The organism is Pantoea allii (assembly GCF_046529425.1).
GTDB classification, from domain to species: domain Bacteria; phylum Pseudomonadota; class Gammaproteobacteria; order Enterobacterales; family Enterobacteriaceae; genus Pantoea; species Pantoea allii.
This window is the reverse complement of the sequence record NZ_CP125958.1, coordinates 149,175-173,378: the sequence shown is the minus strand read 5'-3', so window position 1 is coordinate 173,378 and position 24,204 is coordinate 149,175. Positions and strand designations below refer to the sequence as shown.

At 50.8% G+C, this 24,204-nt stretch carries 26 protein-coding genes; 17 read left to right on the top strand and 9 right to left on the bottom strand.

Going from position 1 to position 24,204, the window contains the following annotated elements:
- The first annotated feature begins 9 nt into the window (after nucleotides 1-9).
- Genes rfaF through QNH99_RS00770 form a run of 5 tightly spaced genes read left to right on the top strand, consistent with a single transcriptional unit; the run spans nucleotide 10 to nucleotide 5,432 of the window.
- Nucleotides 10-1,068, top strand: coding sequence for an ADP-heptose--LPS heptosyltransferase RfaF (gene rfaF / locus QNH99_RS00790; RefSeq protein ID WP_063877704.1), 1,059 nt, complete (start codon nucleotides 10-12; stop codon nucleotides 1,066-1,068).
- On the top strand, nucleotides 1,056-2,024 hold the full coding sequence (gene rfaC, locus QNH99_RS00785) for a lipopolysaccharide heptosyltransferase RfaC (protein ID WP_096011108.1): 969 nt from the start codon (nucleotides 1,056-1,058) through the stop codon (nucleotides 2,022-2,024). Before rfaF ends, rfaC begins: the two co-directional genes overlap by 13 nt.
- Nucleotides 2,021-3,190: a glycosyltransferase family 4 protein gene (locus tag QNH99_RS00780; protein WP_109718201.1), complete on the top strand. Its 1,170-nt coding sequence runs from the start codon at nucleotides 2,021-2,023 to the stop codon at nucleotides 3,188-3,190. Before rfaC ends, QNH99_RS00780 begins: the two co-directional genes overlap by 4 nt.
- Complete coding sequence (locus QNH99_RS00775) at nucleotides 3,187-4,443, top strand: O-antigen ligase family protein (RefSeq protein ID WP_410517199.1); 1,257 nt, start codon at nucleotides 3,187-3,189, stop codon at nucleotides 4,441-4,443. The genes QNH99_RS00780 and QNH99_RS00775 overlap by 4 nt, the downstream gene beginning before the upstream one ends.
- Nucleotides 4,443-5,432, top strand: coding sequence for a glycosyltransferase (locus tag QNH99_RS00770; protein WP_096011111.1), 990 nt, complete (start codon nucleotides 4,443-4,445; stop codon nucleotides 5,430-5,432). Before QNH99_RS00775 ends, QNH99_RS00770 begins: the two co-directional genes overlap by 1 nt.
- Here QNH99_RS00770 and QNH99_RS00765 read toward each other — a convergent pair.
- A complete protein-coding gene (locus tag QNH99_RS00765) occupies nucleotides 5,413-6,402 on the bottom strand; it encodes a deacetylase (protein ID WP_410517198.1) in 990 nt (329 codons plus the stop codon). The two genes, QNH99_RS00770 and QNH99_RS00765, sit on opposite strands and share 20 nt — an antisense overlap.
- Before the next feature lie 330 nt (nucleotides 6,403-6,732).
- Here QNH99_RS00765 and QNH99_RS00760 point away from each other — a divergent pair, with 330 nt between their 5' ends.
- The gene (locus tag QNH99_RS00760) at nucleotides 6,733-7,818 is read left to right on the top strand and encodes a glycosyltransferase (protein WP_241568483.1); all 1,086 of its coding nucleotides are present in this window, start codon (nucleotides 6,733-6,735) and stop codon (nucleotides 7,816-7,818) included.
- Between the two features lie 152 nt (nucleotides 7,819-7,970).
- On the opposite strand, the gene QNH99_RS00755 is transcribed toward QNH99_RS00760, so the two are convergent.
- The gene (locus QNH99_RS00755; RefSeq protein ID WP_410517197.1) at nucleotides 7,971-9,008 is read right to left on the bottom strand and encodes a glycosyltransferase family 9 protein; all 1,038 of its coding nucleotides are present in this window, start codon (nucleotides 9,006-9,008) and stop codon (nucleotides 7,971-7,973) included.
- Between the two features lie 176 nt (nucleotides 9,009-9,184).
- Between QNH99_RS00755 and QNH99_RS00750 the strand changes: the two genes are divergently transcribed.
- The 6 genes from QNH99_RS00750 to coaD all read left to right on the top strand — a co-directional run bounded on the left by QNH99_RS00750 (nucleotide 9,185) and on the right by coaD (nucleotide 15,073).
- Nucleotides 9,185-10,174, top strand: coding sequence for a glycosyltransferase (locus tag QNH99_RS00750; protein ID WP_096011114.1), 990 nt, complete (start codon nucleotides 9,185-9,187; stop codon nucleotides 10,172-10,174).
- 73 nt (nucleotides 10,175-10,247) lie between these two features.
- A complete protein-coding gene (gene rfaQ, locus QNH99_RS00745) occupies nucleotides 10,248-11,324 on the top strand; it encodes a putative lipopolysaccharide heptosyltransferase III (RefSeq protein ID WP_109718205.1) in 1,077 nt (358 codons plus the stop codon).
- Nucleotides 11,317-12,453 carry a glycosyltransferase family 4 protein gene (locus QNH99_RS00740; protein ID WP_145395137.1) on the top strand — a complete coding sequence of 379 codons (1,137 nt, stop codon included), beginning with the start codon at nucleotides 11,317-11,319 and terminating at the stop codon, nucleotides 12,451-12,453. The genes rfaQ and QNH99_RS00740 overlap by 8 nt, the downstream gene beginning before the upstream one ends.
- A 90-nt stretch (nucleotides 12,454-12,543) precedes the next feature.
- Complete coding sequence (waaA, locus tag QNH99_RS00735) at nucleotides 12,544-13,818, top strand: lipid IV(A) 3-deoxy-D-manno-octulosonic acid transferase (protein ID WP_063877714.1); 1,275 nt, start codon at nucleotides 12,544-12,546, stop codon at nucleotides 13,816-13,818.
- Nucleotides 13,818-14,597, top strand: coding sequence for a glycosyltransferase family 2 protein (locus QNH99_RS00730; protein WP_109718207.1), 780 nt, complete (start codon nucleotides 13,818-13,820; stop codon nucleotides 14,595-14,597). Before waaA ends, QNH99_RS00730 begins: the two co-directional genes overlap by 1 nt.
- The gene (coaD, locus tag QNH99_RS00725; RefSeq protein WP_063877716.1) at nucleotides 14,594-15,073 is read left to right on the top strand and encodes a pantetheine-phosphate adenylyltransferase; all 480 of its coding nucleotides are present in this window, start codon (nucleotides 14,594-14,596) and stop codon (nucleotides 15,071-15,073) included. The genes QNH99_RS00730 and coaD overlap by 4 nt, the downstream gene beginning before the upstream one ends.
- On the opposite strand, the gene mutM is transcribed toward coaD, so the two are convergent.
- From mutM to radC, 4 genes are all read right to left on the bottom strand, one after another.
- Complete coding sequence (mutM, locus tag QNH99_RS00720) at nucleotides 15,070-15,879, bottom strand: bifunctional DNA-formamidopyrimidine glycosylase/DNA-(apurinic or apyrimidinic site) lyase (RefSeq protein ID WP_096011118.1); 810 nt, start codon at nucleotides 15,877-15,879, stop codon at nucleotides 15,070-15,072. The genes coaD and mutM overlap by 4 nt on opposite strands.
- 69 nt (nucleotides 15,880-15,948) lie before the next feature.
- Nucleotides 15,949-16,116, bottom strand: a complete 168-nt coding sequence (rpmG, locus tag QNH99_RS00715; protein ID WP_001051798.1) for a 50S ribosomal protein L33 — start codon at nucleotides 16,114-16,116, stop codon at nucleotides 15,949-15,951.
- 20 nt (nucleotides 16,117-16,136) lie between these two features.
- Nucleotides 16,137-16,373, bottom strand: coding sequence for a 50S ribosomal protein L28 (gene rpmB / locus QNH99_RS00710; protein ID WP_006121249.1), 237 nt, complete (start codon nucleotides 16,371-16,373; stop codon nucleotides 16,137-16,139).
- Between the two features lie 238 nt (nucleotides 16,374-16,611).
- Nucleotides 16,612-17,268, bottom strand: coding sequence for a RadC family protein (radC, locus tag QNH99_RS00705; RefSeq protein ID WP_063877718.1), 657 nt, complete (start codon nucleotides 17,266-17,268; stop codon nucleotides 16,612-16,614).
- A gap of 180 nt (nucleotides 17,269-17,448) precedes the next feature.
- On the opposite strand from radC, the gene coaBC reads away from it, so the two are divergent.
- The 3 genes from coaBC (at nucleotide 17,449) to slmA (ending at nucleotide 19,828) form a co-directional block, all read left to right on the top strand.
- On the top strand, nucleotides 17,449-18,675 hold the full coding sequence (gene coaBC / locus QNH99_RS00700) for a bifunctional phosphopantothenoylcysteine decarboxylase/phosphopantothenate--cysteine ligase CoaBC (RefSeq protein ID WP_063877719.1): 1,227 nt from the start codon (nucleotides 17,449-17,451) through the stop codon (nucleotides 18,673-18,675).
- A complete protein-coding gene (gene dut, locus QNH99_RS00695) occupies nucleotides 18,653-19,111 on the top strand; it encodes a dUTP diphosphatase (protein WP_063877720.1) in 459 nt (152 codons plus the stop codon). The genes coaBC and dut overlap by 23 nt, the downstream gene beginning before the upstream one ends.
- Nucleotides 19,112-19,231: 120 nt before the next feature.
- Nucleotides 19,232-19,828 carry a nucleoid occlusion factor SlmA gene (gene slmA, locus QNH99_RS00690; protein WP_063877721.1) on the top strand — a complete coding sequence of 199 codons (597 nt, stop codon included), beginning with the start codon at nucleotides 19,232-19,234 and terminating at the stop codon, nucleotides 19,826-19,828.
- Nucleotides 19,829-19,857: 29 nt separating this feature from the next.
- Here slmA and pyrE read toward each other — a convergent pair whose 3' ends face one another.
- Complete coding sequence (gene pyrE / locus QNH99_RS00685; RefSeq protein WP_063877722.1) at nucleotides 19,858-20,499, bottom strand: orotate phosphoribosyltransferase; 642 nt, start codon at nucleotides 20,497-20,499, stop codon at nucleotides 19,858-19,860.
- Nucleotides 20,500-20,546: 47 nt separating this feature from the next.
- The gene (rph, locus tag QNH99_RS00680) at nucleotides 20,547-21,263 is read right to left on the bottom strand and encodes a ribonuclease PH (protein WP_013027743.1); all 717 of its coding nucleotides are present in this window, start codon (nucleotides 21,261-21,263) and stop codon (nucleotides 20,547-20,549) included.
- Between the two features lie 154 nt (nucleotides 21,264-21,417).
- On the opposite strand from rph, the gene QNH99_RS00675 reads away from it, so the two are divergent.
- Nucleotides 21,418-22,602, top strand: coding sequence for a NupC/NupG family nucleoside CNT transporter (locus QNH99_RS00675; RefSeq protein WP_063881061.1), 1,185 nt, complete (start codon nucleotides 21,418-21,420; stop codon nucleotides 22,600-22,602).
- A gap of 35 nt (nucleotides 22,603-22,637) precedes the next feature.
- On the opposite strand, the gene QNH99_RS00670 is transcribed toward QNH99_RS00675, so the two are convergent.
- Nucleotides 22,638-23,084 (bottom strand): DUF3574 domain-containing protein, encoded by a 447-nt coding sequence (locus tag QNH99_RS00670; RefSeq protein ID WP_172896814.1) that lies wholly within the window; start codon nucleotides 23,082-23,084, stop codon nucleotides 22,638-22,640.
- A 157-nt stretch (nucleotides 23,085-23,241) separates the two neighbouring features.
- On the opposite strand from QNH99_RS00670, the gene QNH99_RS00665 reads away from it, so the two are divergent.
- Nucleotides 23,242-24,105, top strand: a complete 864-nt coding sequence (locus tag QNH99_RS00665; RefSeq protein ID WP_410517196.1) for a YicC/YloC family endoribonuclease — start codon at nucleotides 23,242-23,244, stop codon at nucleotides 24,103-24,105.
- The last annotated feature ends 99 nt before the right edge of the window (nucleotides 24,106-24,204 follow it).

Here is a 24,204-nt window from a genome sequence, read left to right as displayed (position 1 = left end):
ATACCCGCGATGAAAATTCTGGTGATCGGCCCATCGTGGGTCGGCGATATGATGATGTCGCAAAGTCTCTATCGCACGCTCAAGGCCGAACATCCTGATGCGGTGATCGATGTGATGGCACCGGCCTGGTGCCGTCCTCTTCTTTCACGGATGCCTGAAGTTAATCAGGCGCTGGCGATGCCGCTGGGTCATGGCGCATTGGGGATTGGCGAACGCCGCCGACTGGGCAAATCGCTGCGAGCCAGCGGTTACGATCGCGCCTATGTTCTCCCCAACTCTTTCAAATCCGCGCTGGTGCCCTTTTTTGCCGGGATTAAACGCCGTATCGGCTGGCGCGGAGAAATGCGTTATGGCCTGTTAAACGATCTTCGGGTGCTGGATAAAGAGGCGTTTCCGCTGATGGTCGAGCGGTATGTGGCTTTAGCTTATGACGCGCCAGTCCGTTCAGCCCGGCAACTGCCCCAGCCCTTGCTAACGCCTCAACTGCAGGTTAGCGAACAGGAAAAAACAGAAACTGCCGCGCAGTTTCAGCTCGCTGCTGAGCGCCCGACGATTGGTTTTTGCCCCGGTGCAGAGTTTGGCCCGGCGAAGCGCTGGCCACATTTTCATTATGCTGCCCTTGCGCAGCAGTTAATCAGCGAAGGTTTTCAGGTCTTGCTATTCGGTTCGGCGAAAGATCATCCGACCGGTGAAGATATCATCTCTTCTCTGCCTGAAGATAGCCGGGCACACTGCCGTAATCTGGCTGGCGAAACTCAGCTTGAGCAGGCCGTTATTCTTCTGGCACTGTGCCGCGCAGTCGTCAGTAATGATTCGGGCCTGATGCACATCGCCGCAGCGTTAAATCGACCGCTGGTCGCCTTATATGGCCCCAGCAGCCCTGACTTCACGCCACCACTCTCCGATCGGGCGCGGATTATCCGTTTGATTAGCGGCTATCACCGCGTACGTAAAGGGGATGCCGAGCAAGGCTACCATCAAAGTCTTATCGATATTCAGCCCGCACAGGTCCATGAAACACTGAGCACGCTATTGCGTGAAGCCCAGGAGGGGACATGCACGTCCTGATTGTTAAAACCTCTTCTATGGGCGACGTGCTGCATACGCTTCCGGCACTGACCGATGCCATGTATGCCTTACCCGGCATACGCTTTGATTGGGTGGTAGAAGAAAACTTTGCGCAAATCCCGTCCTGGCATCCGGCAGTGGAAAAAGTTCTGCCCGTCGCCATCCGTCGCTGGCGTAAACATTGGTTTGGCAGCCAACAGCGTGAAGAACGCGTTCAGTTTAAACGTGAGCTGCAGTCTCGTGAATATGATGTGGTGATCGATGCTCAGGGCCTGATTAAAAGTGCCGCGCTCGTCACCCGACTGGCTAAAGGCGTTAAGCACGGCCTGGACAATCGCAGCGCACGTGAACCTTTTGCCAGTTGGTGGTATGACAAAAAACATGATGTCAGCAAGAAGCAACATGCGGTTGAAAGAACGCGTGAGCTGTTTGCAAAAAGTCTGGGTTACGATAAACCGCACACTCAGGGCGATTATGCGATTGCCGAACATTTCCAGAAACACTTAGCATCGCGTGAAAACCCTTATCTGGTATTTCTTCATGCTACGACACGTGATAATAAACACTGGCCTGAAGCCCATTGGCGAGACTTAATTGAACGCATCCAGCCAACAGGTTTACGCGTGAAGTTGCCGTGGGGTGCCGAACATGAGCACCAGCGTGCGCTACGTCTGGCTGAAGGTTTTGAGCACGTAGAAGTCTTGCCTAGGCTTTCTCTTGAAGCTGTGGCACAGCAGTTGGCAGGTGCGGATGCCGTGGTGTCAGTGGACACGGGCCTGAGTCATCTGACAGCCGCGCTGGACAGGCCTAATATCACTTTATATGGTCCGACCGACCCGGGTTTGATTGGCGGTTACGGGCAAAATCAGCATATTTTGCGCCCTGTTGAGGGCAGCAAATTAGCAGACATCAGCGCGAAGGACGTCGCAGATATGGTCTTTGAGATTCTTGCATGAAGAAACTCCACATAATTAATCTTGGCAAAATGGGTGGCGTTGAGCGTCTGTTCTTGCAGTACATCAATGACTTTTCTGACGGGCATGACGATGTGATTTGCATCAGCAATGAGATAGACGACGACATTCGTCGCCATATTCCTCAACAAAAAATCACCTTTGCCAATCGTTGGATTAATGGCCTGAAATTAAAAGTCCCACAATTTCTTCGGAAATATGTACTACAAAAACGGATAGAAGCCAGCGATGCCGATGTGATTGTAGTTTGGGATTTGATTCCGGGACTGGCAGCCAAACCCAGGCGTGCTGCTCTGGTCTATTACGACCACGGCTGCTCATGGCGCTATCCCAAGAATAAAAAAACGCTTAACTTTATGGCGATGCTGGATGGCGTTATTTCAGCCTCTTATGCTTCAAACCGCGTGATGCAGCATCGTTTTAATTTGCCTTGCCCACATCATGTCGTTATTAACCGAATCATGGTGCCACAGGGAATTAACCCCGCAACCAGAACGCTGAAAAATCCGATCAGACTGGGAACCGCATCACGCCAGGTTAGCCTTAAAGGTATTAGCGTAGCGCTACTGACGTTAAAAGAATTACATCAACGTGGGCACAATGTTGTGCTGGAAATCGCGGGTAAAGGACCTGACCACGACGCCTTTGTGGGGCTCGCAGAGCGTTTAAATATTAGTGAGTTTGTCACCTTTAGCGGTTTTCAGCATGACATAAGCACCTTTTTCAACCGTATTGACCTCTATCTCAGTACGCCCGTCACTGAGCCATTTGGTCTTTCTTGTATGGAAGCGCTTTATTTTGGTGTACCAGTCATTTTTCCAATGATCGATGGCCAACCAGAAGTCGTCAGCCATCAACAGTGTGGAATAGGTTTAATGCCCTCAGTGACGATTGATGAACATGAGAAATTAACTGGCATACGCGTTGATTTCCCTTATCAGATCTACGATCCTGTCCACGATGTTATGGAAGAGGCCAAACTGGTTTCTCATATTGATTGCGCCAACGCGGTTGAAATCTTATCCGGACATGAAACCTACCAACGATTTAGTGAAACCGCCAAAGCCTGGACAGCAGAGCATTTCGACTATGCGCTGTTTAAGACAGAATTCAATGATGCTTTGATGGACGTAATCAGTAAAAAATGAAACTTAATCATTTAATCTTAAAAAAAGATGCACCTGCCAACGTTCTTAACCAGCTGATTTTTATCGGATGTGCGATAGCCTTTATTACATCGCCATTTGGGGGAGATTTTGGCAAGAATGTTTTTTATCTATCGAGCTATCTGGCCTTTCTGGTCGTCATTTTCCATTTCAGATTTTACACCACCAATAAAAAAAATTTGATTCTTCCCGGTGCTCTTTTGGTTGTCGGTATCATCAGTATTATCTGGACAGCCATATATAAACAGCCTGGCGATTTCATCAGCCTTTACCGACAGTATCAGTCAACCGGAAGATTGCAGATCGCCGCAGCGTTTATCTTACTGACAATGCTCAATATTAAAATCGCACTGCAAAAACACACCGTGTTGACCGCCATTATTTGCGGACTTGCGGTAAATGGCTATGCCATTTACCAGGGTGTTTTCTTACATATAGACCGTGTAGAGCTTAATTTTGATCGGGCGACGGTTGCCGCCTATATTATTAGCTCGGTTAATCTAATTTTTATTAAAGCCGTTTTACTCTTAAAGAACCGACATAGAGTGCTGCTTTTTTTAGCCGCTTTCGCCTTTACCTATGCTTCCATTGTGCTGACCGGAACGCGTGCAGCGATGCTGGCTTATCCTGTGTTGACCTTAATGATTGTACTGATGAGTACACATGTCATTAGTCGTCGACATAAAATGACGCTGTTCTCTTTGGTGCCGGTGATGATTTTGCTGAGCGCCGCGCTATTTCATAACCTCATTGCGACACGTATACAGCAGTTCAATCAGGACATTGCTCACATGCATGAGAAAACTGGTGAGAATTCAATAGCTTCTCGCTTAAGCATGCAAATCATTGCATTTCGTACCGGCTCAGAGGCCCCATGGGGAGAGTCCGCTGAGCAACGCGCGGAAGAGGCAAAGGCAATCGTGGCAAAAGAGCCTTCGCTTTATGGGGCGTTAACCTATCTTACCGTTCACATGCACAATGAACTGATGGAAAATTTCTCAATTAAAGGTATTGTGGGGCTGTTGGCGATGGTCGGTTTATATCTCTGCTTAGTGCGTAATGCATTCACACCTTGCCATAATCCTGCACTCCTGGCCGTGACTGTATCATTAATAACATATGGCTTGAGCGACGTGATCTTTTTTAGTACTGAGGGCACACTAGCCTATTGTCTGGCTGTGATTATTAGCGGCTTGTTGGTCAATACCTCCGTTACATTACAGGACGCAGCATAATGCAAACCCGCGACTGGCTGCTAAGCGTAATTATCCCTTTGTACAATAGTGAACGTTATATTATCCCCTGCCTGAATTCACTATTTACGCAGATCGATGACGATATTCAGGTCATCATTATCGACGATGGTTCGACAGATCTTTCTGCACAGCGCGTAAAAGATTTTCTGAGCGGTTATCCCTCAGCTTCAGTCGAATTTATCCAACAGGCTAACCAGGGCGTTGCCGCAGCCCGAAATGCCGGACTGCTCAAAGCCAGAGGAAAATTCATTACCTTCCTGGACGCTGACGATCTCCTCAGTAAAAACTATCTGTCGATTATCAAGCCATTATTATTATCCGATCAGGACGATCTGATTGATTTTAATTATGCCCGATTTGAACATACGGTGCCTGAAGCATCAGAAAACGAATCGCCTCAGCGTGTTGCTTATGATTTTTCAGGGCGGGGACTGGATTGTCTTCATCCTCTTTTTATCCGATCGATGTGGCATCTGTGGAACCGGGTATACAGAAATAGCTTACTGGAAGGAGACGCGTTTGAGGTGGGAAGGCGCTATGAAGACGTTATCTTTACGCCTTTTCAGTATCTGAAGACGCAGAAGATCGCTCATCTTGAGAATACGCTCTACTATTACCGCGATAATCAGCAAGGTATTACACGTAATGTTCGTGAGAGCGATATTCAGGACATGCTGTTCGCCATGAATAAAATGTGTGCCATCGCGCAGACAAACAGTGAACGGCGTCGGTTGGCGGCAGGCATGATAGTGAACTGTTTTAATGAAGTAAAAAGCATGTCGAAAGCGGTTTTTGGCTATTACCATTACGATAAACAAACAAAACTGGCGCTTAAGTCAGCAGCACGCCTTTGTAAGGGCCATTGCAAAACGAAAAAGTTTTGGCAAATGCGCTATCCCGAAGTCGACACGCTTTTTTCGTGGTTGCGATTTAAAACCCGTAAACCGGCTACTGGTGTGAATCGGTGACGGCACCGAGTGCCGTTTTTTTCTTCAGGGCATATTCGGTCAATGTCATGCCCTGAGTGCGCACCTGAAGCCAGCTAAACAGCTGCTCTAAATCATCATAAAGACGGTCAATATCTGCGTCATTTTTAAACGTTGGACTGCCATCAGGCATAAACTCAGAAGAGTGCAGCATAAATTCAACATAATCGTTTCCCTGCGACAGTGTTTGTTCAACTACCTGCTTCATTTGCGCCAGATTTCCGCCTATGGGTCGTAACCAGTTGACCCGAGCCCCTCTCGATTTACCCCGAACAGTGTCCCAGGCTTTTTTAAACTGATTTTTCAATGGGCCATGTCGATACTGAATGCTCATCGGCAATTCCAGTAAGGTTGAGTGGCCAGGTTTTGAAATATCGTTGATATCGACGTAATAGGCACAGTCCGGAAACCGGCTGTAATCTGTACCACCTTTACCCTGGGGTGCACCAGGTGAGCCATGCCAGTCGACACGCGGCGTAACGGAGCAGTCAACCAGATAACCATTATCGATCAATGCGCGCGCATAAACTTCATTAAAGGCCCAGCGACCAGCACGATGACTGCGCATTTTGGTATCAAATGCCGTTTCAAGCAGATCAGTCATGTAGGCGACTTTATCGCGCAGGACCGCCTCTGGGTACTCAATCAGATAAGGCTGGTAACGCCAGTCATCCTCCGTGAGTGCGAAATCAGGAGGGCTGTACCAGGCATGTAAATGCATGCCTATTTCACCCTGATTACGAGCAAGGAGGTCGCGGCCAAACTCCACATAGGCAGGATCGCTGACCATCTCATAGTTAGTGAGCCAGGTGGGTTTGAACGCATATTTTTCGCACAACGACTGAAAACGCGGTAAAAAGCGAACATTATGCGTGGTGACATTGCCGCTGCGATTGCGCCAGAGGTTGTCACCTTCTGTATCAAGGGTAATTAAAAATGCTGGTTTATCCATGACTTATCCAACAATCAGTAGAGATTCTCTTTACCATGTTACGCAGGGTGCGCAATCCGCGCAAAAATATAATTGCGGTGAGTTTGGTTTTTATTCGTAGTCATCTATGCGTCGATAACCTAAAATCATTACCTTAATCCAAGGGGCGTTTCGTTTATAAGTCATTGAATAACAGAGCGTTGTAATGTTTTTTATATTTGAAAAATTATTTGAAACTGCACTCACTATTTTACTCTGTTACGACTTGTTTAATGCCTGTGAGTCACATAATTAAGACCACGCACAGCGCAGGCGAGTCTTTGAGGTGAAAATTTGTCCAAGCGTATTTTGATGATAATTGACGGGCTGCCAGGCGGCGGTGCTGAAAAGGTCGTGCTGACGCTGGCACAGGGCCTGATAAATGACGGGCACCAGGTAGCACTTTTTTCTTTGCGTAACGTCTGCGATTATCCCCTACCTGCAGAACTCGATTACCAGATAATTAACGACGCTAGCCGTAGCCCATGGCGTAAGCTCACTGAAACATCGCGTCGTGCCACACTCCTGGATAAGGCCGTCCGTGCCAGTGAGACCCGGTATGGCAAATTTGATTTGGTACTGTCCCATCTGCATAAAACTGACCGCATTGTATCTTCCTCGCGTGCGCTCGATCCGTTAAAAACCTGGTACTGCATCCATGGCGTTTTTTCGGCCTCTTATCTGGCGCGCAAATCAGGTTTTGCGTTTTGGCTTAAGCGCCAGAAAATCCGTCACGTCTACCGTAATCGTCAGGTGGTCGCGGTTTCTCAATATGTACTGGATGATTTGATCCGTTGTGTCGGCGTGAAACCCTCGCGAACCAACGTGATTTTTAACCCTTTTGATTTTGATGAAATCCGCCAGCTTTCTCAGGAACCTTGTCCGCTCGCAGGCACAGATTTTCTGGTACATGTTGGTCGTTTTCATGAAACAAAACGGCATGATCGCCTGTTGGAAGCTTACGCACAAAGTGGCATCCAGGCTCCTCTGGTCTTACTGGGGCAAGGCAGCCCTGCAACGAAAGAGAAGTTACATCGACTGACTGAACAACTGGGCATTTCAGATCGCGTGCGCTTTGAAGGTTTCCAGCGTAATCCCTATCCCTGGATTCGTCATGCCAGGATGTTGATTCTGAGCTCAGACAGTGAAGGGTTTGGCAACGTTTTGATTGAAGCGATGAGTTGTGGAACACCGGTAGTGAGTACGCGTTGTCCTGGCGGACCAGCAAGTATTTTAACCGGTGACCTGGGACGCGGACTGTCTGAGATGAATGCAGCCTCTTTAGCGGAAAAAATGCGTGAAATCCACGATAATCCCCCTGATTTGCATCAACTTAATTTGAACATCTATAGCCTGTCGGTTATTTGCCAGCAATATTTGCATCTGGCTGACACCTGATCTGAACGCCCACATTTCTGCCGTTGAGCACACATCCTGTTAACCAGCCGTTCCTTAAATCACCGAACAGATTAAGGGAACGGCAGGTTTGACCGTTGTTTGCGCAACGAAAGACGCCTTTAGTCTCAGACGTTCAGTAAATGATAAGATTGCTACGCGACAACGGCTTCTGGACTGCCTTTGAGCTGTTGCCACGCATCAATAACGCTTTCCAGCGTCACGTCATTACATTCCCCGGAAGGCGTCTGCAGGATTTTATATTCACCTGACCATGGGTGCCATCCGGGGGCATTAGTATCGCCAAAAAACACCACCTGCTTTTTATGTAAACCTGCAGCGATATGCATTTGGCCACCATCGCTACACAGAATTTGGTCACAGCAACTAAAGCCCGCCATTAAATCACGCACCGACGTTGTCGAGTAGGCGGCGACACGAGAGGAATTGATTAACTCAAGGAGGCTCTCTGCACGGGCATCATCCCCCCTGTCATCCGGCCCCAGTGCACCCTGCGGAGACCAAAAGATCAGCACACGCGCTTGCTCATCCTCTAACAGATAATGGATAAAAGCCGCATAGCTTTCCAGGTCCCAACGTCGCTTCGGGCTACGGCTGCTGATATGTATACCGTAAGTTTGGCCGGATACGGAAAACATGGAATTGATACGTTTTTTCGCCTGGTCTCGCTCTTTATGAGTTAAATAAACTCTCACCGGCGGAACTGCAGGCAAATGATCGGTCAGCGCTGAGAGATACGAGTAAGTGTGTTCGACCTGGTGGTTGCCAGAAAAATCGTCTCTGTAAAAGATTCTTGTCAGCCCGTTACTGGCTTCACCCGCGCCAATAATATGGGTGGCTCCCGCCATACGCGCCAGACGTAAGCTGTATTTACAGGGGACCGGGTTCGCCAGTACCGCCGCATCAAACTTCGTTTTACGTAAAGCCCAAAAAATTTTTAAACGGTGCCAGTAAACGCCAATTGCGGTCTCGTTCTTGCCACGGTGCTTGGCTTTCTTATAGACATGAAGCGCGTCAACATGGGGGTTATGCAGTATCACATCCTGCGCCACTTTATTTACCAATAGCGTCAGTTTAGCTTCGGGAAAGGCCGTTTTGATGCCTTCGAGCAACGGTGTGGTACAAACCATATCACCAATATTGTCGCGCCTGATGACGAGGATATTTTTCATATAATACTCAGTTTAGGAAAGCACGGCCGGGCTATAGCATACCTGGCGTTAAGAGTGGCGAAAAAATAAATTTCTGCTACACAGAGTATTTGACCCATATTGCAAAAAAAGTTCTGAATGCTTTCGTAATAATGTCCGCAAACATCCGCTCAATTTTCATTTGAATTTATGATGCCGTGTCACAGAATTTGCCTTTATTATCAATAATCACACCAATGTTTAACGCTGGTGCCATGTTTGAGACATTTATCCAGTCTTTGCTGGCTCAGACGCTGACATCCTTGGAAATCATCCTCGTTGATGATGGCTCCACAGACGGCTCAGGTGAGAAGGCAGACGGCTATGCACAGTGCTACCCCCACATTCAGGTCATCCACCAGCCCAACGGTGGCGTCTCACGTGCGCGCAATGCAGGGCTGGCGGTCGCTCGCGGCAAGTACGTGACCTTTCCGGACGCTGACGACACCATGAAGCCTGAGATGTACCAGACGCTGGTAGATATGGCAGAGTCAGACAATCTGGATGCAGCACAATGTAACGCCGAGTGGTTTTTCCAGGCGGATGGGAACGTTCAGCCACTTATTCCCCCGGACAGGCTCACCAGCACAGCCGTGTTGAGCGGACCAGAATGGCTCAACAAGGCGCTGAAGACTCATCGCTATAAACATGTTGTCTGGCTCGGTATTTACCGACGCGAACTGATTGAAAAACTGAAGCTAAATTTTGAACCCGGCCTGCACCATCAGGATATTCCGTGGACCACAGAGTTCATGCTGAATGTAGAGCGCGTACGCTATACCGATAAACAGCTGTATCGCTACTATCTGCACGATGCTTCAATCAGTAACCGTAAGCGTACCGGCCTGCGCAATGTTGAATATCAACGTCACTACCTGAAAATTGCCCAAATGCTGGAAGCGATCAATGCGCGCTATCGCCATAAAGTCAAAATCTACCCGGCATTCCACTATCAGATCACTTACGAAGCACTCAGCGTATGCCACAGTATCCGACGCGAACCTGAGGAATCAGCCCGTCAGGCGATGATTGCGGATCTCTTCGCTACCCAGACACACAAACGTATGCTGCGTAATGCGCGTGGTGTAAAACAGTGGTATCAGCTGCTACTCTGGCTGAGCCGTATTTATTACTGGCGCAGGAAATAAGCGACGTCACTTGCTTTAACCCCTTCAGGGTTTGCCCTACAATCAGCTCACTGAATTCTGAGAGCATTTGAGTATGACAAGCCCGATTCCAGCCCAGTTTGCACCGAAAAAAATTCTGTTAATCAAACTGCGTCATCACGGCGACATGCTGCTGACTACGCCTGTCATCAATGCTTTGCATCAGCATTATCCGCAGGCCACCCTTGATGTCCTGCTTTATAAAGAAACACGCCCCATGCTGGAAGCGCATCCTTCCATACATCACCTGCATATCATCGATCGCAACTGGAAAAAGGAAGGCGGCTGGCAGAAGTTGCGCCATGAAATGGCCCTGCTCTCAGCAGTGCGATCCCGTCATTACGATGTGGTGATTAACCTTGCCGATCAGTGGCGCAGTGCGATTATTACCCGGCTGTCTGGCGCGCCGGTGCGCATTGGCTTTGCGTTTAAGAAACGCGATAACGCCTTCTGGAGCTGGTGCCACAATCATTTGGTCACCACAGAAAATCACGATCGGTTGCACACGGTGGAGCAGAACCTGTCAGCCCTGTCACCGCTGCAGATTTCAACCGAGGGCGCCAAAGCCTCTATGCATTTCAGCCCGAACGACGATCGGAAAGTGCAGGATATGCTGCTCCAGCAACAGATAAATAGCCCTTTTATTGTACTGCAACCTACGTCGCGCTGGCAGTTTAAATGTTGGGAAGAAGATAAGGTTGCAGCCACTATCGACCAACTGGCTCAAGCCGACCGAAAAGTCATCCTGACAGCAGGACCGGATGATAGCGAGCTGGCGATGGTTGAGCGGATTCTTGCGCAGTGCCATTCTCCGCATGTTATCTCCCTGGCAGGCCAGCTGACGCTGCCTCAGTTGGCCGCGCTTATCGCTCGCGCCAGGCTTTTTATTGGCGTGGACTCGGCCCCCATGCATATGGCCGCCGCGCTGGACACACCGTGCATTGCGCTGTTTGGTCCCACTAAGCTGCAACACTGGCGTCCATGGGGTGACAACAATCGGGTCATCTGGGCTGGCGATTATGCTCCCCTTCCTCCGCCAGACTCCATTGATACGCGCACCGAGCAACGTTATTTATCCGTTATTCCGGTTGAGGACGTGGTGACCGCCGCAAGGAGCTATTTAAATGAGTAAGTTACGTCTGGCGATTGTCCGGCAAAAATACCGCCCCGATGGCGGGGCCGAGCGTTTTATTTCACGCGCACTGGAAGCCCTGGGTAGCGAACAGTTAGATCTCAATATCATCACCCGAAGCTGGCAAGGAAAACCCAATCCGGACTGGCATCTGCATATCTGCAATCCTGCTAAACTGGGACGGGTTTCGCGTGAACGGGGTTTTGCCCATGCTGCACGGGCCTGCTGGGAACGGGAGAAGTTTGATATTGTCCAGAGCCATGAGCGTATAGCGGGCTGTGACATATTTCGGGCTGGTGACGGTGTACATCGTGTCTGGCTTGAGCAACGGGCACGCATTGTTTCTCCGCTGCAGCGCTTGAGTGCCGCAATAAGTCCTTATCATCGCTACGTCCTGCAGGCGGAAACGGATATGTTTCATTCCCCCTCGCTGAAAGCGGTGATATGTAATTCTGAGATGGTGAAAAAAGACATCCTGCGCTGCTTTACGCTGCAGGCAGAGAAAATACATGTCATTTACAACGCTATCGATTCAACGCGCTTTCAGCCGGCCACTGAGGCCTCTCGTCATGCTGTGCGTACACAGCTGAACCTGCCCACTAACGCAACCGTACTGATTTATGTGGGTTCTGGATTTGAACGTAAAGGCCTGAAAGCCGCCATTGAAGCGCTGGCCAAAAGTAATCGCTATCTGATTGTGGTCGGTCAGGATAAACAGGTGAAACGTTATCAGCAGTTAGCCAACCAGCTCAACTGTCTTGAACGGTTACGTTTTGTCGGCGTACAGCAGGATGTGCAGCCCTTTTACCATGCTGCTGATGGTTTGCTACTGCCAACGCTCTACGATCCTTTTCCCAATGTTGTGCTGGAAGCGATGGCATGTGGTTTGCCCGTGATTACCAGTACGGGCTGTGGCGGCGCGGAATTTATTCGCGAAGGCCAGGAAGGCTTTGTGCGCGATGCGCTAGACATCACAGGCCTTAACCAGGCTATTAACGCCCTTTCTATGCTGACCGTCGATATGAGGATGGGAGAAGCGGCGCGGCGCAGGATCGAACCCTACAGTCCACAGAACCTGGCGAATTCACTGAATACGCTTTATCAGCAGGTGCTGAATAGCCACTCATGATGTGGGATGAGTGATTATGCTGTTTCTGATAAGATGCAGTAATCTGACTTTAATCTGTTTTTTTGACGCCAACGTGTCATAACGGTAACTATGACGACCATTTACACCGCATTGCTCTATTTTATTCAGCCACTGATTTGGCTGCGCCTGTGGCTGCGTGGTCGTAAAGCCCCTGCCTACCGTAAACGCTGGGCAGAGCGTTATGGCTATTGCGCCGGAAAAGTAAAACCTGAAGGCATAGTTTTGCATTCCGTCTCCGTGGGTGAAACCCTGGCGGCGGTGCCTCTGGTGCGCGCACTACGTCATCGTTATCCTACGCTGCCTATTACCGTAACAACCATGACGCCAACCGGCTCTGAACGCGCGCAGTCTGCATTTGGCAAAGATGTGCATCACGTCTATTTGCCCTACGACCTGCCAGGCTCCATCAATCGCTTTCTTGATACGGTTAATCCGCGCCTGGTGATCATTATGGAAACGGAGTTGTGGCCAAACATCATCCGCATTCTGCATGAGCGCCATATTCCGCTGGTGATCGCCAATGCCCGGCTGTCGGAACGTTCTGCAAAAGGCTATCGCAAGCTGGGCAAGTTTATGCGTAACCTGTTACAGAGCATCACGCTGATTGCCGCTCAGAACGCCGAGGACGGGGAGCGTTTTCTTCAGCTCGGCCTGAAACGTTCTCACCTGTCGATTACCGGTAGCCTGAAGTTTGATATTTCTGTTACGCCAGAGCTGGCCGCAAGAGCGATAACGCTGCGGCGTCAATGGGCGCCCCGCCGCCCGGTTTGGATTGCCACCAGCACTCATGAAGGCGAAGAGGCGATTCTGCTGGATACGCACCGCCGTTTATTACAAACCTTTCCGGATCTGCTGCTTATTCTGGTGCCACGTCATCCGGAGCGTTTCAACGATGCCCGCGAGCTGACGCAAAAACGCCAGTTCAGTTTTACCTTGCGCAGCAGCGGTGAAATCCCATCCAGTTCAACGCAGGTCGTCATTGGCGACTCGATGGGGGAACTGATGCTGCTGTATGGCATTGCCGATCTGGCATTTGTGGGCGGCAGTCTGGTTGAGCGCGGCGGTCATAATCCGCTTGAACCTGCAGCCCATGCTATTCCGGTGCTGATGGGCCCGCACACCTGGAACTTCAAAGATATTTGCAGCAAGTTGCAGCAGGCACAGGGACTGATCACCGTCACCGATGCTGCGTCACTGGAAAAAGAAGTGACGAATCTGCTGCAGGACGATGATTATCGTCGCTACTACGGACGCCATGCCGTAGAAGTGCTCCACCAAAATCAGGGAGCCATACAGCGTCTGCTACAGTTACTTGAACCCCATTTACCGCCACGAGCTCATTGATGACTTCAACGCGCCAACGCCTGTCAGTGGTGATGATTGCCAAAAATGAAGCAGAGCTGCTGCCTGACTGTCTTGCATCCGTACATTGGGCCGATGAAATCATCGTGCTGGATTCCGGCAGTACGGATAACACCATAGCGCTGGCCCGTGAAGCAGGTGCTCAGGTTTATCAGGCGACGGAATGGCAGGGCTATGGCAAGCAGCGTCAGCGGGCGCAGAGTTTTGCCCGTTGCGACATGATTTTGATGATCGATGCCGACGAGCGTGTAACGCCAGCGTTACGTCGGGCGATTGAGCAGGTACTGGACGCGCCGCCGGGCCGCACCGTTTACAGCCTCAGCCGAAGTAATCTTTTTTTAGGGCGTTTCATGCGCCATAGCGGCTGGTACCCTGACCGGGTAATGCGACTGTATCCGCATACGTTACGCTATAACGACAATCTGGTGCATGAGTCGCTGAACACCGAAGGCGCGCCAGTCAAGGTCCTTGACGGGGATTTGCAGCACCTGACCTGCCGCGACCTGATGGCATTTCAACGCAAACAGCTGGCCTACGCGGAAGCCTGGGCACAGGAAAGATTCCTGCGCGGAAAAGCGTGCAGTCTGTTTTCTGTCTTCACGCATACGCTGGGTGCCTTCATTAAAACGCTACTGCTGCGTGCCGGGTTCCTTGATGGCAAACAGGGTTGGCTGCTGGCGGTCGTTAATGCCCAGTACACGTTCAACAAATATGCGGCGCTATGGGCGCTGAATAATGCTTCGGCGAAAGGGCGCACATGACCACTAAAGCTATCTATCCAGGCACCTTCGATCCCATCACATTAGGCCATATTGATATTGTGACGCGTGCTGCACAGATGTTTGACTGGCTTGTCGTGGCGATTGCGGCCAGCCCAGGCAAAAAACCCTTGTTTACGCTGGATGAAAGGGTTGCGTTGGCGCGTCAGGCAACCGCCCATTTATCGAATGTTGAGGTGGTGGGTTTTAGCGATCTGATGGCCAATTTTGCCCGCGCGCAGCAGGCAAATGTCTTAGTACGCGGATTACGTGCGATATCGGATTTCGAGTATGAGATGCAGCTGGCGCGTATGAACCGGCATTTGTTGCCGACGCTGGAAAGCGTGTTTTTGATGCCGTCAGAAGACTTTTCTTTTATCTCTTCTACGCTGGTAAAAGAAGTGGCGCGGCATGGCGGCGATGTTTCGGCCTTCCTCCCCGCGCCTGTTCACCAGGCGTTACTGGCTAAGCTACCTTAGCGCTGACAGTTTGGGCACCAGTAAGTACTGCGTTGCCCATGCTTACCGCTGACAATGGGCGTGCCACATGCCCGGCACGGCTCACCCGCACGACCATAAACCTGTAGCTCTTGTGCAAAATAGCCGGGCTTACCATCACTTTGCAAAAAGTCGCGTAATGTCGTCCCACCCTGCTCGATTGAGCGTAGCAACACCGCTTTGATGGTATTAGCCAAAAGCGCGGCGTCTTCATGGGACAGACTCATTGCGGGGCGATCAGGAACGATCCCGGCGGTAAACAGCGACTCACTGGCATAAATGTTACCCACGCCAACCACAACTTTATTGTCCATCAGCCACTGCTTAATCACCGTTCGCTTACCACGGGATTTTTCGAACAGATAGTCGCCATTGAACAGTTCACTCAGCGGCTCTGGGCCGAGGTGTGCCAGTACGCTACTGCCGGCCAGGTCACTGCTCCACAGCCAGGCCCCAAAACGCCGGGGATCGGTATAGCGCAGCACTTTACCGTTGCTCATCACCAGGTCGACATGATCGTGTTTGGCGGCAGGCAACTCTTCTGAAAGCACGCGCAAACTGCCAGACATACCCAGATGGATAATGATCCAGCCGTGCGGCAACTCCAGCAAAAGGTATTTGGCGCGACGTTGAACACTCAGCACAGGCTGATCGCTTAGCGCCAAAATTTCTTGTGAGACCGGCCAACGCAATCGCGCGTTACGCACAACCGCGTGAAGAATTGTTTGACCAACCAGATGTGGCTCAATGCCGCGTCGGCTGGTTTCTACCTCTGGCAACTCAGGCATAACCTCTCCCCTGCGCATTACACAAACAAAAAACCCGGCCTGAGCCGGGTTTTTTGCAGAAAACCAAAATTACTTAATTTTGGCTTCTTTGTAGATCACATGCTGACGTACAACCGGATCGAACTTTTTCAGTTCAAGTTTCTCTGGTTTAGTACGTTTGTTCTTCGTGGTGGTATAGAAGTGACCTGTACCAGCAGAGGAAACCAGCTTGATCTTCTCACGAATACCTTTAGCCATGATTCAGTTCCTTAGTACTATTAGTACTTCTCACCACGGGCACGCATGTCGGCTAACACCGTATCAATGCCCTTTTTATCAATAATACGCATACCTTTTACAGATACACGCAGAGTAACGAAGCGCTTCTCGCTCTCAACCCAAAAACGGTGTGAGTGCAGGTTCGGAAGGAAACGGCGTTTCGTCGCGTTCATTGCGTGGGAACGGTTGTTACCGGTCACCGGACGCTTTCCAGTTACCTGGCAGACTCGTGACATGTCTATTCTCCAAAAATCAAATCAGCTCGAGCTTTAAAAATTAGGTTTTGGCCGCCTCGTCAGGCTTACAGCCCGCCAGGCGAGTTCCATGGAACCCGCTAAGCTGGCCTAACCGCCAAACCCGAGATTCTCAAAGGTGGCGTAGTATACGCCGCTCGGCCCAAGTGCTCAAGTCCCGAACAGATAAAGATCCCGAATGATCGTGTAAAAAGCCGTCATCTGGACCAGATTTTCAGGCTCAGAGCCATCCCCGTTCGGTAAATGAGACAGATTCACCATGTCCAATCACCAGATGATCGAGCACGCGAATGTTTACCAGGCGACAAGCTTCGCAGATTTTCACCGTAATGTCGCGGTCAGCCTTACTGGGCTCGGCTTTTCCCGACGGATGGTTATGCGCGATGATCAACGCTGCAGCGTTAATTTTAAGCGCCTCGCGCACAATCTCTCGTGGATGAACCTCCACACTATTAATGGAGCCAGAGAACATTTGCCGGGCGGTTATCACCCGATGTTGATTATCTAAAAACATCACGATAAAAATCTCACGTTCCTGTTCCGCCAACAGCATTTGCAGATACTGGCGTGTTGCAATGGGGCTATCGAGCGTATTTTCACGGGCCAGTTGGCTGGCAAAAAAGCGTTTAGCCAGCTCAGCAACGGCCCGGAGCTGGATTAACTTAATTTCGCCCGCCCCTTTAATGCCTTTAAAATCCTCGGCACTGGCGTTCACGATGTTGTATAGCGAGCCCAACTCTTGCAACATCTGCTGTGCCAGCTTCATCACCGGTACGCCTCTTGAACCGGTGCGCAAAAAGATGGCTAACAGTTCTGCATCACTTAATGCATCTGCGCCCAGTAGCTTAAGTTTTTCCCGTGGTAGAAAATGATTCATTGCTGCTCTCCCTGTCGCCCCCTGTATCATCCCCTGTCAGTGAAAACGCCACCAGTGAGCAAACGTGATTCTTCGGCACATCTCGCAAACGCAGTCATTGAAAAGGTGCCTGAGAGGTTTTGTGATAAAATTCGACCATTCCGCCGTCCCGAAACGGCAATTGAAAATGAGGTTAGCTGCATGATGGGATTAGCCGGTAAAAAAGTGCTGTTAGGCGTAAGTGGTGGTATTGCGGCCTATAAAACACCCGAGCTGGTGCGCCGTCTTCGCGATCGCGGTGCCGATGTGCGCGTGATGATGACCCATGCAGCAAAAGCGTTTATTACGCCGCTCAGCCTCCAGGCGGTATCGGGCTATCCGGTAATGGACGATCTGCTCGACCCAGCAGCCGAGGCAGCAATGGGTCATATTGAGTTGGCCAAATGGGCCGATCTGATTCTACTGGCACCGGCATCAGCAGATGTAATTGCGCGAATGACGGCCGGTATGGCGAATGATTTAGTGACGACCGCCGTGCTGGCTACCGCGTCACCTGTCGCGATTGTGCCCGCAATGAATCAGCAGATGTACCGTGCAGCCGTCACGCAAGCAAACCTCGCGACGCTTCAGTCGCGTGGCGTGTTGATCTGGGGGCCTGACAGCGGCAGCCAGGCATGCGGCGATGTCGGGCCGGGTCGTATGCTCGACCCGCTGGCTATCGTGGACTACGCGGTGCAGTGGGCAAGCCCCGTCAACGATCTGCAACATCTCAACATTATGATTACCGCCGGTCCTACCCGTGAAGCCATCGACCCTGTGCGTTATATCAGCAATCACAGTTCCGGAAAAATGGGCTTTGCCATTGCGACAGCCGCCGCCAGCCGTGGTGCAAATGTCACGCTGGTTTGTGGCCCGGTGACCTTACCTACACCCACCGGAGTTAAGCGGGTTGATGTGACATCGGCACTGGACATGCAGGCGGCAGTGATGGGCGAGATAAACAAACAACATATTTTCATTGCAAGCGCTGCCGTGGCAGACTACCGGGCAGCCAACATTGCGGATGAGAAAATCAAGAAACAGGATGACGATAATGATGATAATGTCACCCTGCAACTCATCAAAAATCCCGATATTGTCGCGGGCGTTGCCGCGTTACCGCAGGGCCGGCCGTTTGTGGTTGGATTTGCGGCTGAAACCCAGAATGTGGAAGAATACGCCCGGAAAAAACGCGCGCGTAAAAAGCTGGACCTGATCTGTGCTAACGACGTGTCAAAAGCAGGACAAGGGTTCAATAGCGACACCAATGCTCTTCACCTTTTTTGGCAGGAAGGAGAAAAGACCTTACCGCTCAGCGATAAGTCACTCCTTGGTCAACTTTTAATAGACGAGATTGTCAGCCGTTATGATGAAAAAAATAGACGTTAAAATTCTCGATGCGCGCGTCGGCAAGGATTTCCCATTGCCGACTTATGCGACACCGGGTTCCGCTGGGTTAGATCTGCGTGCCTGTATTGATGATGCGATGGAAATCGCACCGGGCACCACAACACTGGTCCCTACCGGACTGGCTATTCACATTGCCGATCCGAGCCTTGCTGCTGTTATTCTCCCGCGCTCAGGCCTGGGTCATAAACATGGCATCGTACTGGGTAACCTGGTCGGCCTTATTGATGCCGATTATCAGGGTCAACTGATGGTATCGGTATGGAATCGCGGGCAGGAAAGCTTTACGCTACAGCCGGGCGACCGCATGGCCCAGCTGGTTTTTGTACCTGTCGTCCAGGCCGAATTCAATCTGGTGGAAACGTTTGACGCCAGCTTGCGCGGCGAAGGTGGCTTCGGTCACTCAGGCCGTCAGTAACCAGCACTACCGATTTTCACTTACGCCAATCATTTTATTTCTCATCGCCATAAGTCTTTCTCTTGTGGCTGATGCGTAGGTGTTGCCTGTTTATGGTGAAATTCAGGGGTTTTTAAGGGCATGGCAGAAAAAAAAGTCGTAAAGCGGAATCGTCGCGAAGAGATTTTGCAGGCGCTGGCACAGATGCTCGAATCCAGCGATGGCAGCCAACGTATTACTACCGCAAAACTCGCGGCTAACGTCGGTGTTTCGGAAGCGGCGCTTTATCGTCATTTTCCCAGCAAAACACGCATGTTCGACAGCCTGATCGAATTTATTGAAGACAGTCTGATTACCCGCATCAATCTCATCCTTAAAGATGAAAAAGAAACGATGGCGCGCCTGCGTCTTATCGTGCAGCTGATTCTGGGGTTTGGTGAGCGTAATCCGGGGTTGACGCGTATTTTAACGGGTCATGCGCTGATGTTTGAACAGGACCGCCTTCAGGGGCGTATTAATCAGCTGTTTGAGCGGATTGAAGTCCAGCTACGTCAGGTGATGCGTGAACGAAAAATGCGAGAAGGTGAAGGCTTTCACACTGATGAAGCATTATTAGCCAGTCAGTTACTGGCGCTGTGCGAAGGATTATTATCGCGTTACGTTCGTTCCGAGTTCCGCTTTAGTCCTACTGCCGAGTTCGACACCCGCTGGCCGCTGATCGCGGCACAACTGGTGTAATACGCTGGCGGGCTCTGGCCCGCCGGCGATCAGACGCCGTACGCTTTTTGATACGCACGCACCTGGGCTAAGTGGTCAGCCATGTGCGTTTTTTCAGCCAGGTAGTCAATCAGGTCGTTGAGCGTAATAATGGCGGTCACCTTGCAGCCGTAGTCACGTTCCACTTCCTGAATGGCGGAAAGTTCACCACGGCCACGCTCCTGGCGATCCAGTGAAATCAGCACCCCAGCCAGACTCGCATCATGTGCATTAATGATATCCATGGATTCACGAATCGCGGTTCCTGCCGTGATGACGTCATCGACCAGCATAATTTTACCCTGCAGCGGGCTTCCTACCAGCAGACCGCCCTCACCGTGATCTTTGGCCTCTTTCCGGTTAAAGCAGTAAGGCACATCCCGGTCATGATGATCGGCTAAGGCAACAGCCGTTGTGGTCGCGATAGGAATCCCTTTATAGGCCGGCCCAAACAGCAAATCGAAATCCACACCGCTGTCGACTAATGCCTGCGCATAGAAACGCCCCAGCAACGCTAAATCCCGCCCACTGTTAAACAGACCAGCATTAAAGAAATAGGGACTTTTACGACCCGACTTTAACGTAAACTCACCAAATTTAAGCACCTGCTTATTCAGTGCGAATTCAATAAACTGCCGTTGCCAGGCTTTCATGTCTTACTCCTCAGATAAAAAAGGCGACTCTGTGGTCGCCTGTTACTTTACTTTTCCAGCGCTGCTTTTTGCGCCTGAATTAATTCTTCGATACCGCCGCGCGCTAACGCCAGCAGTGCCAGTAACTCTTCATGACTGAAAGGTTCGCCTTCGGCAGTGCCCTGCACTTCGATCATGCGCCCATCTTCCATCATTACCACGTTCATATCAGTTTCAGCGGCGGAGTCTTCGACATATTCAAGGTCGCACAGGGCTTCACCGTTAACGATGCCCACGGATACGGCCGCGACCATCCCTTTCATCGGGTTCGCTTTCAGCTTACCGCTGGCCACCAGCTTGTTTAGCGCGTCGGCCAGTGCCACACATGCGCCGGTAATCGAGGCTGTCCGGGTACCGCCATCGGCCTGAATCACGTCGCAATCAAGCGTGATGGTGTATTCACCCAGTACCTTGAGATCGACAGCGGCACGCAATGACCGGGCAATAAGTCGTTGAATCTCAAGTGTGCGCCCGCCTTGTTTCCCTTTTGCGGCTTCACGCGCCATACGGCTGTGCGTTGAACGCGGCAACATGCCATATTCGGCGGTGACCCAGCCCTGGCCCTGCCCTTTGAGGAAACGCGGAACACCTTCATCCACCGTTGCAGTGCAGAGCACTTTGGTTTCACCGAACTCCACCAGAACGGAACCCTCTGCGTGTTTGGTGTAATTGCGGGTCAATGTGACGGGACGCACCTGATGTGCGCTACGGCCTGCTGGACGCATGGTTATCTCCGGCTTGCAAATGGTTGGCTGCGTATTATACGGACTTCCTGGCCTGCTGTCTCTTGCCCTGGCCCGTCAGGCTCATGATGAAATTCATGTTGGAGTATGGCTAAATGCCTTACCTTTTGCCGCATATTTGCTAACTGATAAAACTATGGCCGCTATTTTTCATTTCCTGCTGGCGCTGGTGGTGATTTTCGCCCTTGCGTTACTGGTCAGTCATGACCGTAAACACATTCGCCCACGCTATATTATTCAACTTATTGTCGTTGAAGCCGCACTGGGCTGGTTCTTTCTTCATTCTGCCGGTGGACTGGCGCTCGTGGGTGCGGTGGGCCGCTTTTTTGAAACGCTGCTTGGTTTTGCAGCGCAAGGCACGGAGTTTGTTTTTGGCGGCATGAGTCAACAAGGCCTGGCCTTTATCTTTCTTGGCGTACTCTGCCCGATCGTTTTTATTTCCGCACTGATTGGTATTTTGCAGCACTGGCGCATTCTGCCATTGCTGATCCGGCTCGTGGGAACAGTCCTGTCTAAAATCAACGGCATGGGAAAGCTGGAGTCCTTTAACGCAGTCAGTACGCTGGTACTGGGCCAGTCTGAAAACTTTATTGCTTATAAAGGTATACTGGCCGATATCCCACCTAAGCGCCTTTACACGATGGCCGCAACCGCCATGTCCACCGTTTCGCTGTCCATTGTCGGTGCTTACATGTCGATGATTGAGGCTCGATATGTTGTGGCTGCGTTACTGCTCAATATGTTCAGCACCTTTATCATCCTGTCGATTATTAATCCCGGCAAGGAAAGTGATGAGCAGCCTGTCGCACTGGACAAGTTGCATGAAGAACAGAGTTTCTTCGAAATGTTGGGTGAGTACATCCTGGCAGGCTTTAAAGTGGCCATGATCATCCTGGCGATGCTGATTGGTTTTATTGCCTTAATCGCGGCCATCAACGCCCTGTTCGCCGCCGTGTTTGGATACAGTTTCCAGCAGCTCCTTGGCTATGTTTTTTATCCCTTTGCCTGGCTAATTGGTATTCCTGCCGCCGACGCCCTCCAGGCTGGCAGCATTATGGCAACCAAACTGGTCGCCAATGAATTCGTCGCTATGATCGAGCTGAAGAAAGTCGCGGCAGGCATGACGCCACGAGGATTAGGCATCCTGTCGGTGTTCCTGGTGTCTTTTGCTAACTTTGCGTCAATTGGCATTGTGGCAGGCGCGATTAAGGGGCTGAACGAACGGCAGGGGAACGTCGTTTCCCGATTTGGCTGGAAACTGGTTTATGGTTCAACCCTGGTAAGCCTGCTTTCGGCGGCCTTCGCCGGACTGTTTATCTGATTCATTCACGGCGGCCAATGCCGCCGTGAATGGCATCAGAAACTCACGCAGGAAGGCGAATCGACGCGCATGACCGATTCCTGGCCAAACTCTTTTTTATACTGCTCGCGCAGTGCTTCAACACGGCTGTTGCTATCGCTGTCAAAATTATAAATGAGCACCAACGCTTTACTTTTCTCACGCGCCAGTTGACCGTTTTCAGTCAGCCATTGCCCCTGGGCATCATAAACCGACAATCCAGATTTAAAGCGCGGGGTCACTTCTTTATCGATAAAACGCATCCAGTCCTGTGAACTCACGCTGCCCCCTTTTGGCTTGCTGAGACCAAACCACAATGTGGTTTGCATCATCACTTCACCGCCAGCACAAATGGGAACAGGCCGGGTAGAGGGCGCAAGTTGCAGTGCAGACGGCGGAGGCGGCGAGTGGCAGCCAGCCAACAGCAAGGTCAGCAGTACAGGAAAGCACAATACACGAGACATAAAAGGGATCCTCGATGAGTAAACCAGTAAACAGCATAAGTGCCTGTTGCTAAAAGCGGAAATAATTTGTTATCTCATCCTGTTCACGCTTACACCTGTTATGGTTAGCCTTGCCTCGTTATACTGACGCTAATCTTTCTGAAAATGAGTAACGCTTATGATCCGCAGTATGACCGCCTATGCCCGCCGTGAAGTCAAAGGCGACTGGGGCAGCGCCGCCTGGGAGCTGCGTTCCGTTAATCAACGTTATCTTGAAACCTACATCCGTCTGTCGGAGCAGTTCCGCGGGCTGGAGCCGATGATTCGGGAACGCATTCGTCAGCGTCTGACGCGCGGTAAAATCGAATGTAATCTGCGCTTTGATGCTGACCCGGGCGCGCAAGGCGAGCTGATGCTGAACGAGTCGTTGGCTAAACAGCTGGTGCAGGCCGCTAACTGGGTAAAAATGCAGAGCGACGAAGGCTCGATCAATCCGCTGGATATTTTGCGCTGGCCGGGCGTGATGTCTGCGCAAGAGCAGGATCTGGATACGATCAACACACAGCTGATCCAGGCACTGGATGGCGCGCTGGATGATTTCATCGACGCACGCGAAAGCGAAGGTAGTGCATTAAAAGCGATGATTGAGCAGCGGCTGGAAGCGGTGACGCATGAGGTAAGTAAAGTGCGTGCTCAACTGCCCGACGTGATCAAGTGGCAGCGTGAACGTCTGATCGCCAAACTGGAAGACGCCGAAGTACAGTTGGAAAACAACCGTCTGGAGCAGGAACTGGTCATGATGGCGCAGCGTGTGGATGTCGCAGAAGAGCTGGATCGTCTGGATGCGCATGTCAAAGAGACGTACAACATTCTGAAGAAAAAAGAAGCCGTAGGACGTCGCCTCGACTTTATGATGCAGGAATTCAACCGCGAGTCGAATACGTTGGCCTCTAAATCAATCAATGCAGAGATCACCAACTCAGCGATTGAGTTAAAAGTGTTGATTGAACAGATGCGTGAGCAGATTCAAAATATTGAGTAACTTCTCGCTGGCTTTTTTATAACATCATAGTACTAATAAAACCCGTAATATGCGGGTTTTATTGTCGAATCCAGACTTCTCGCAAAATCGCTATCATCT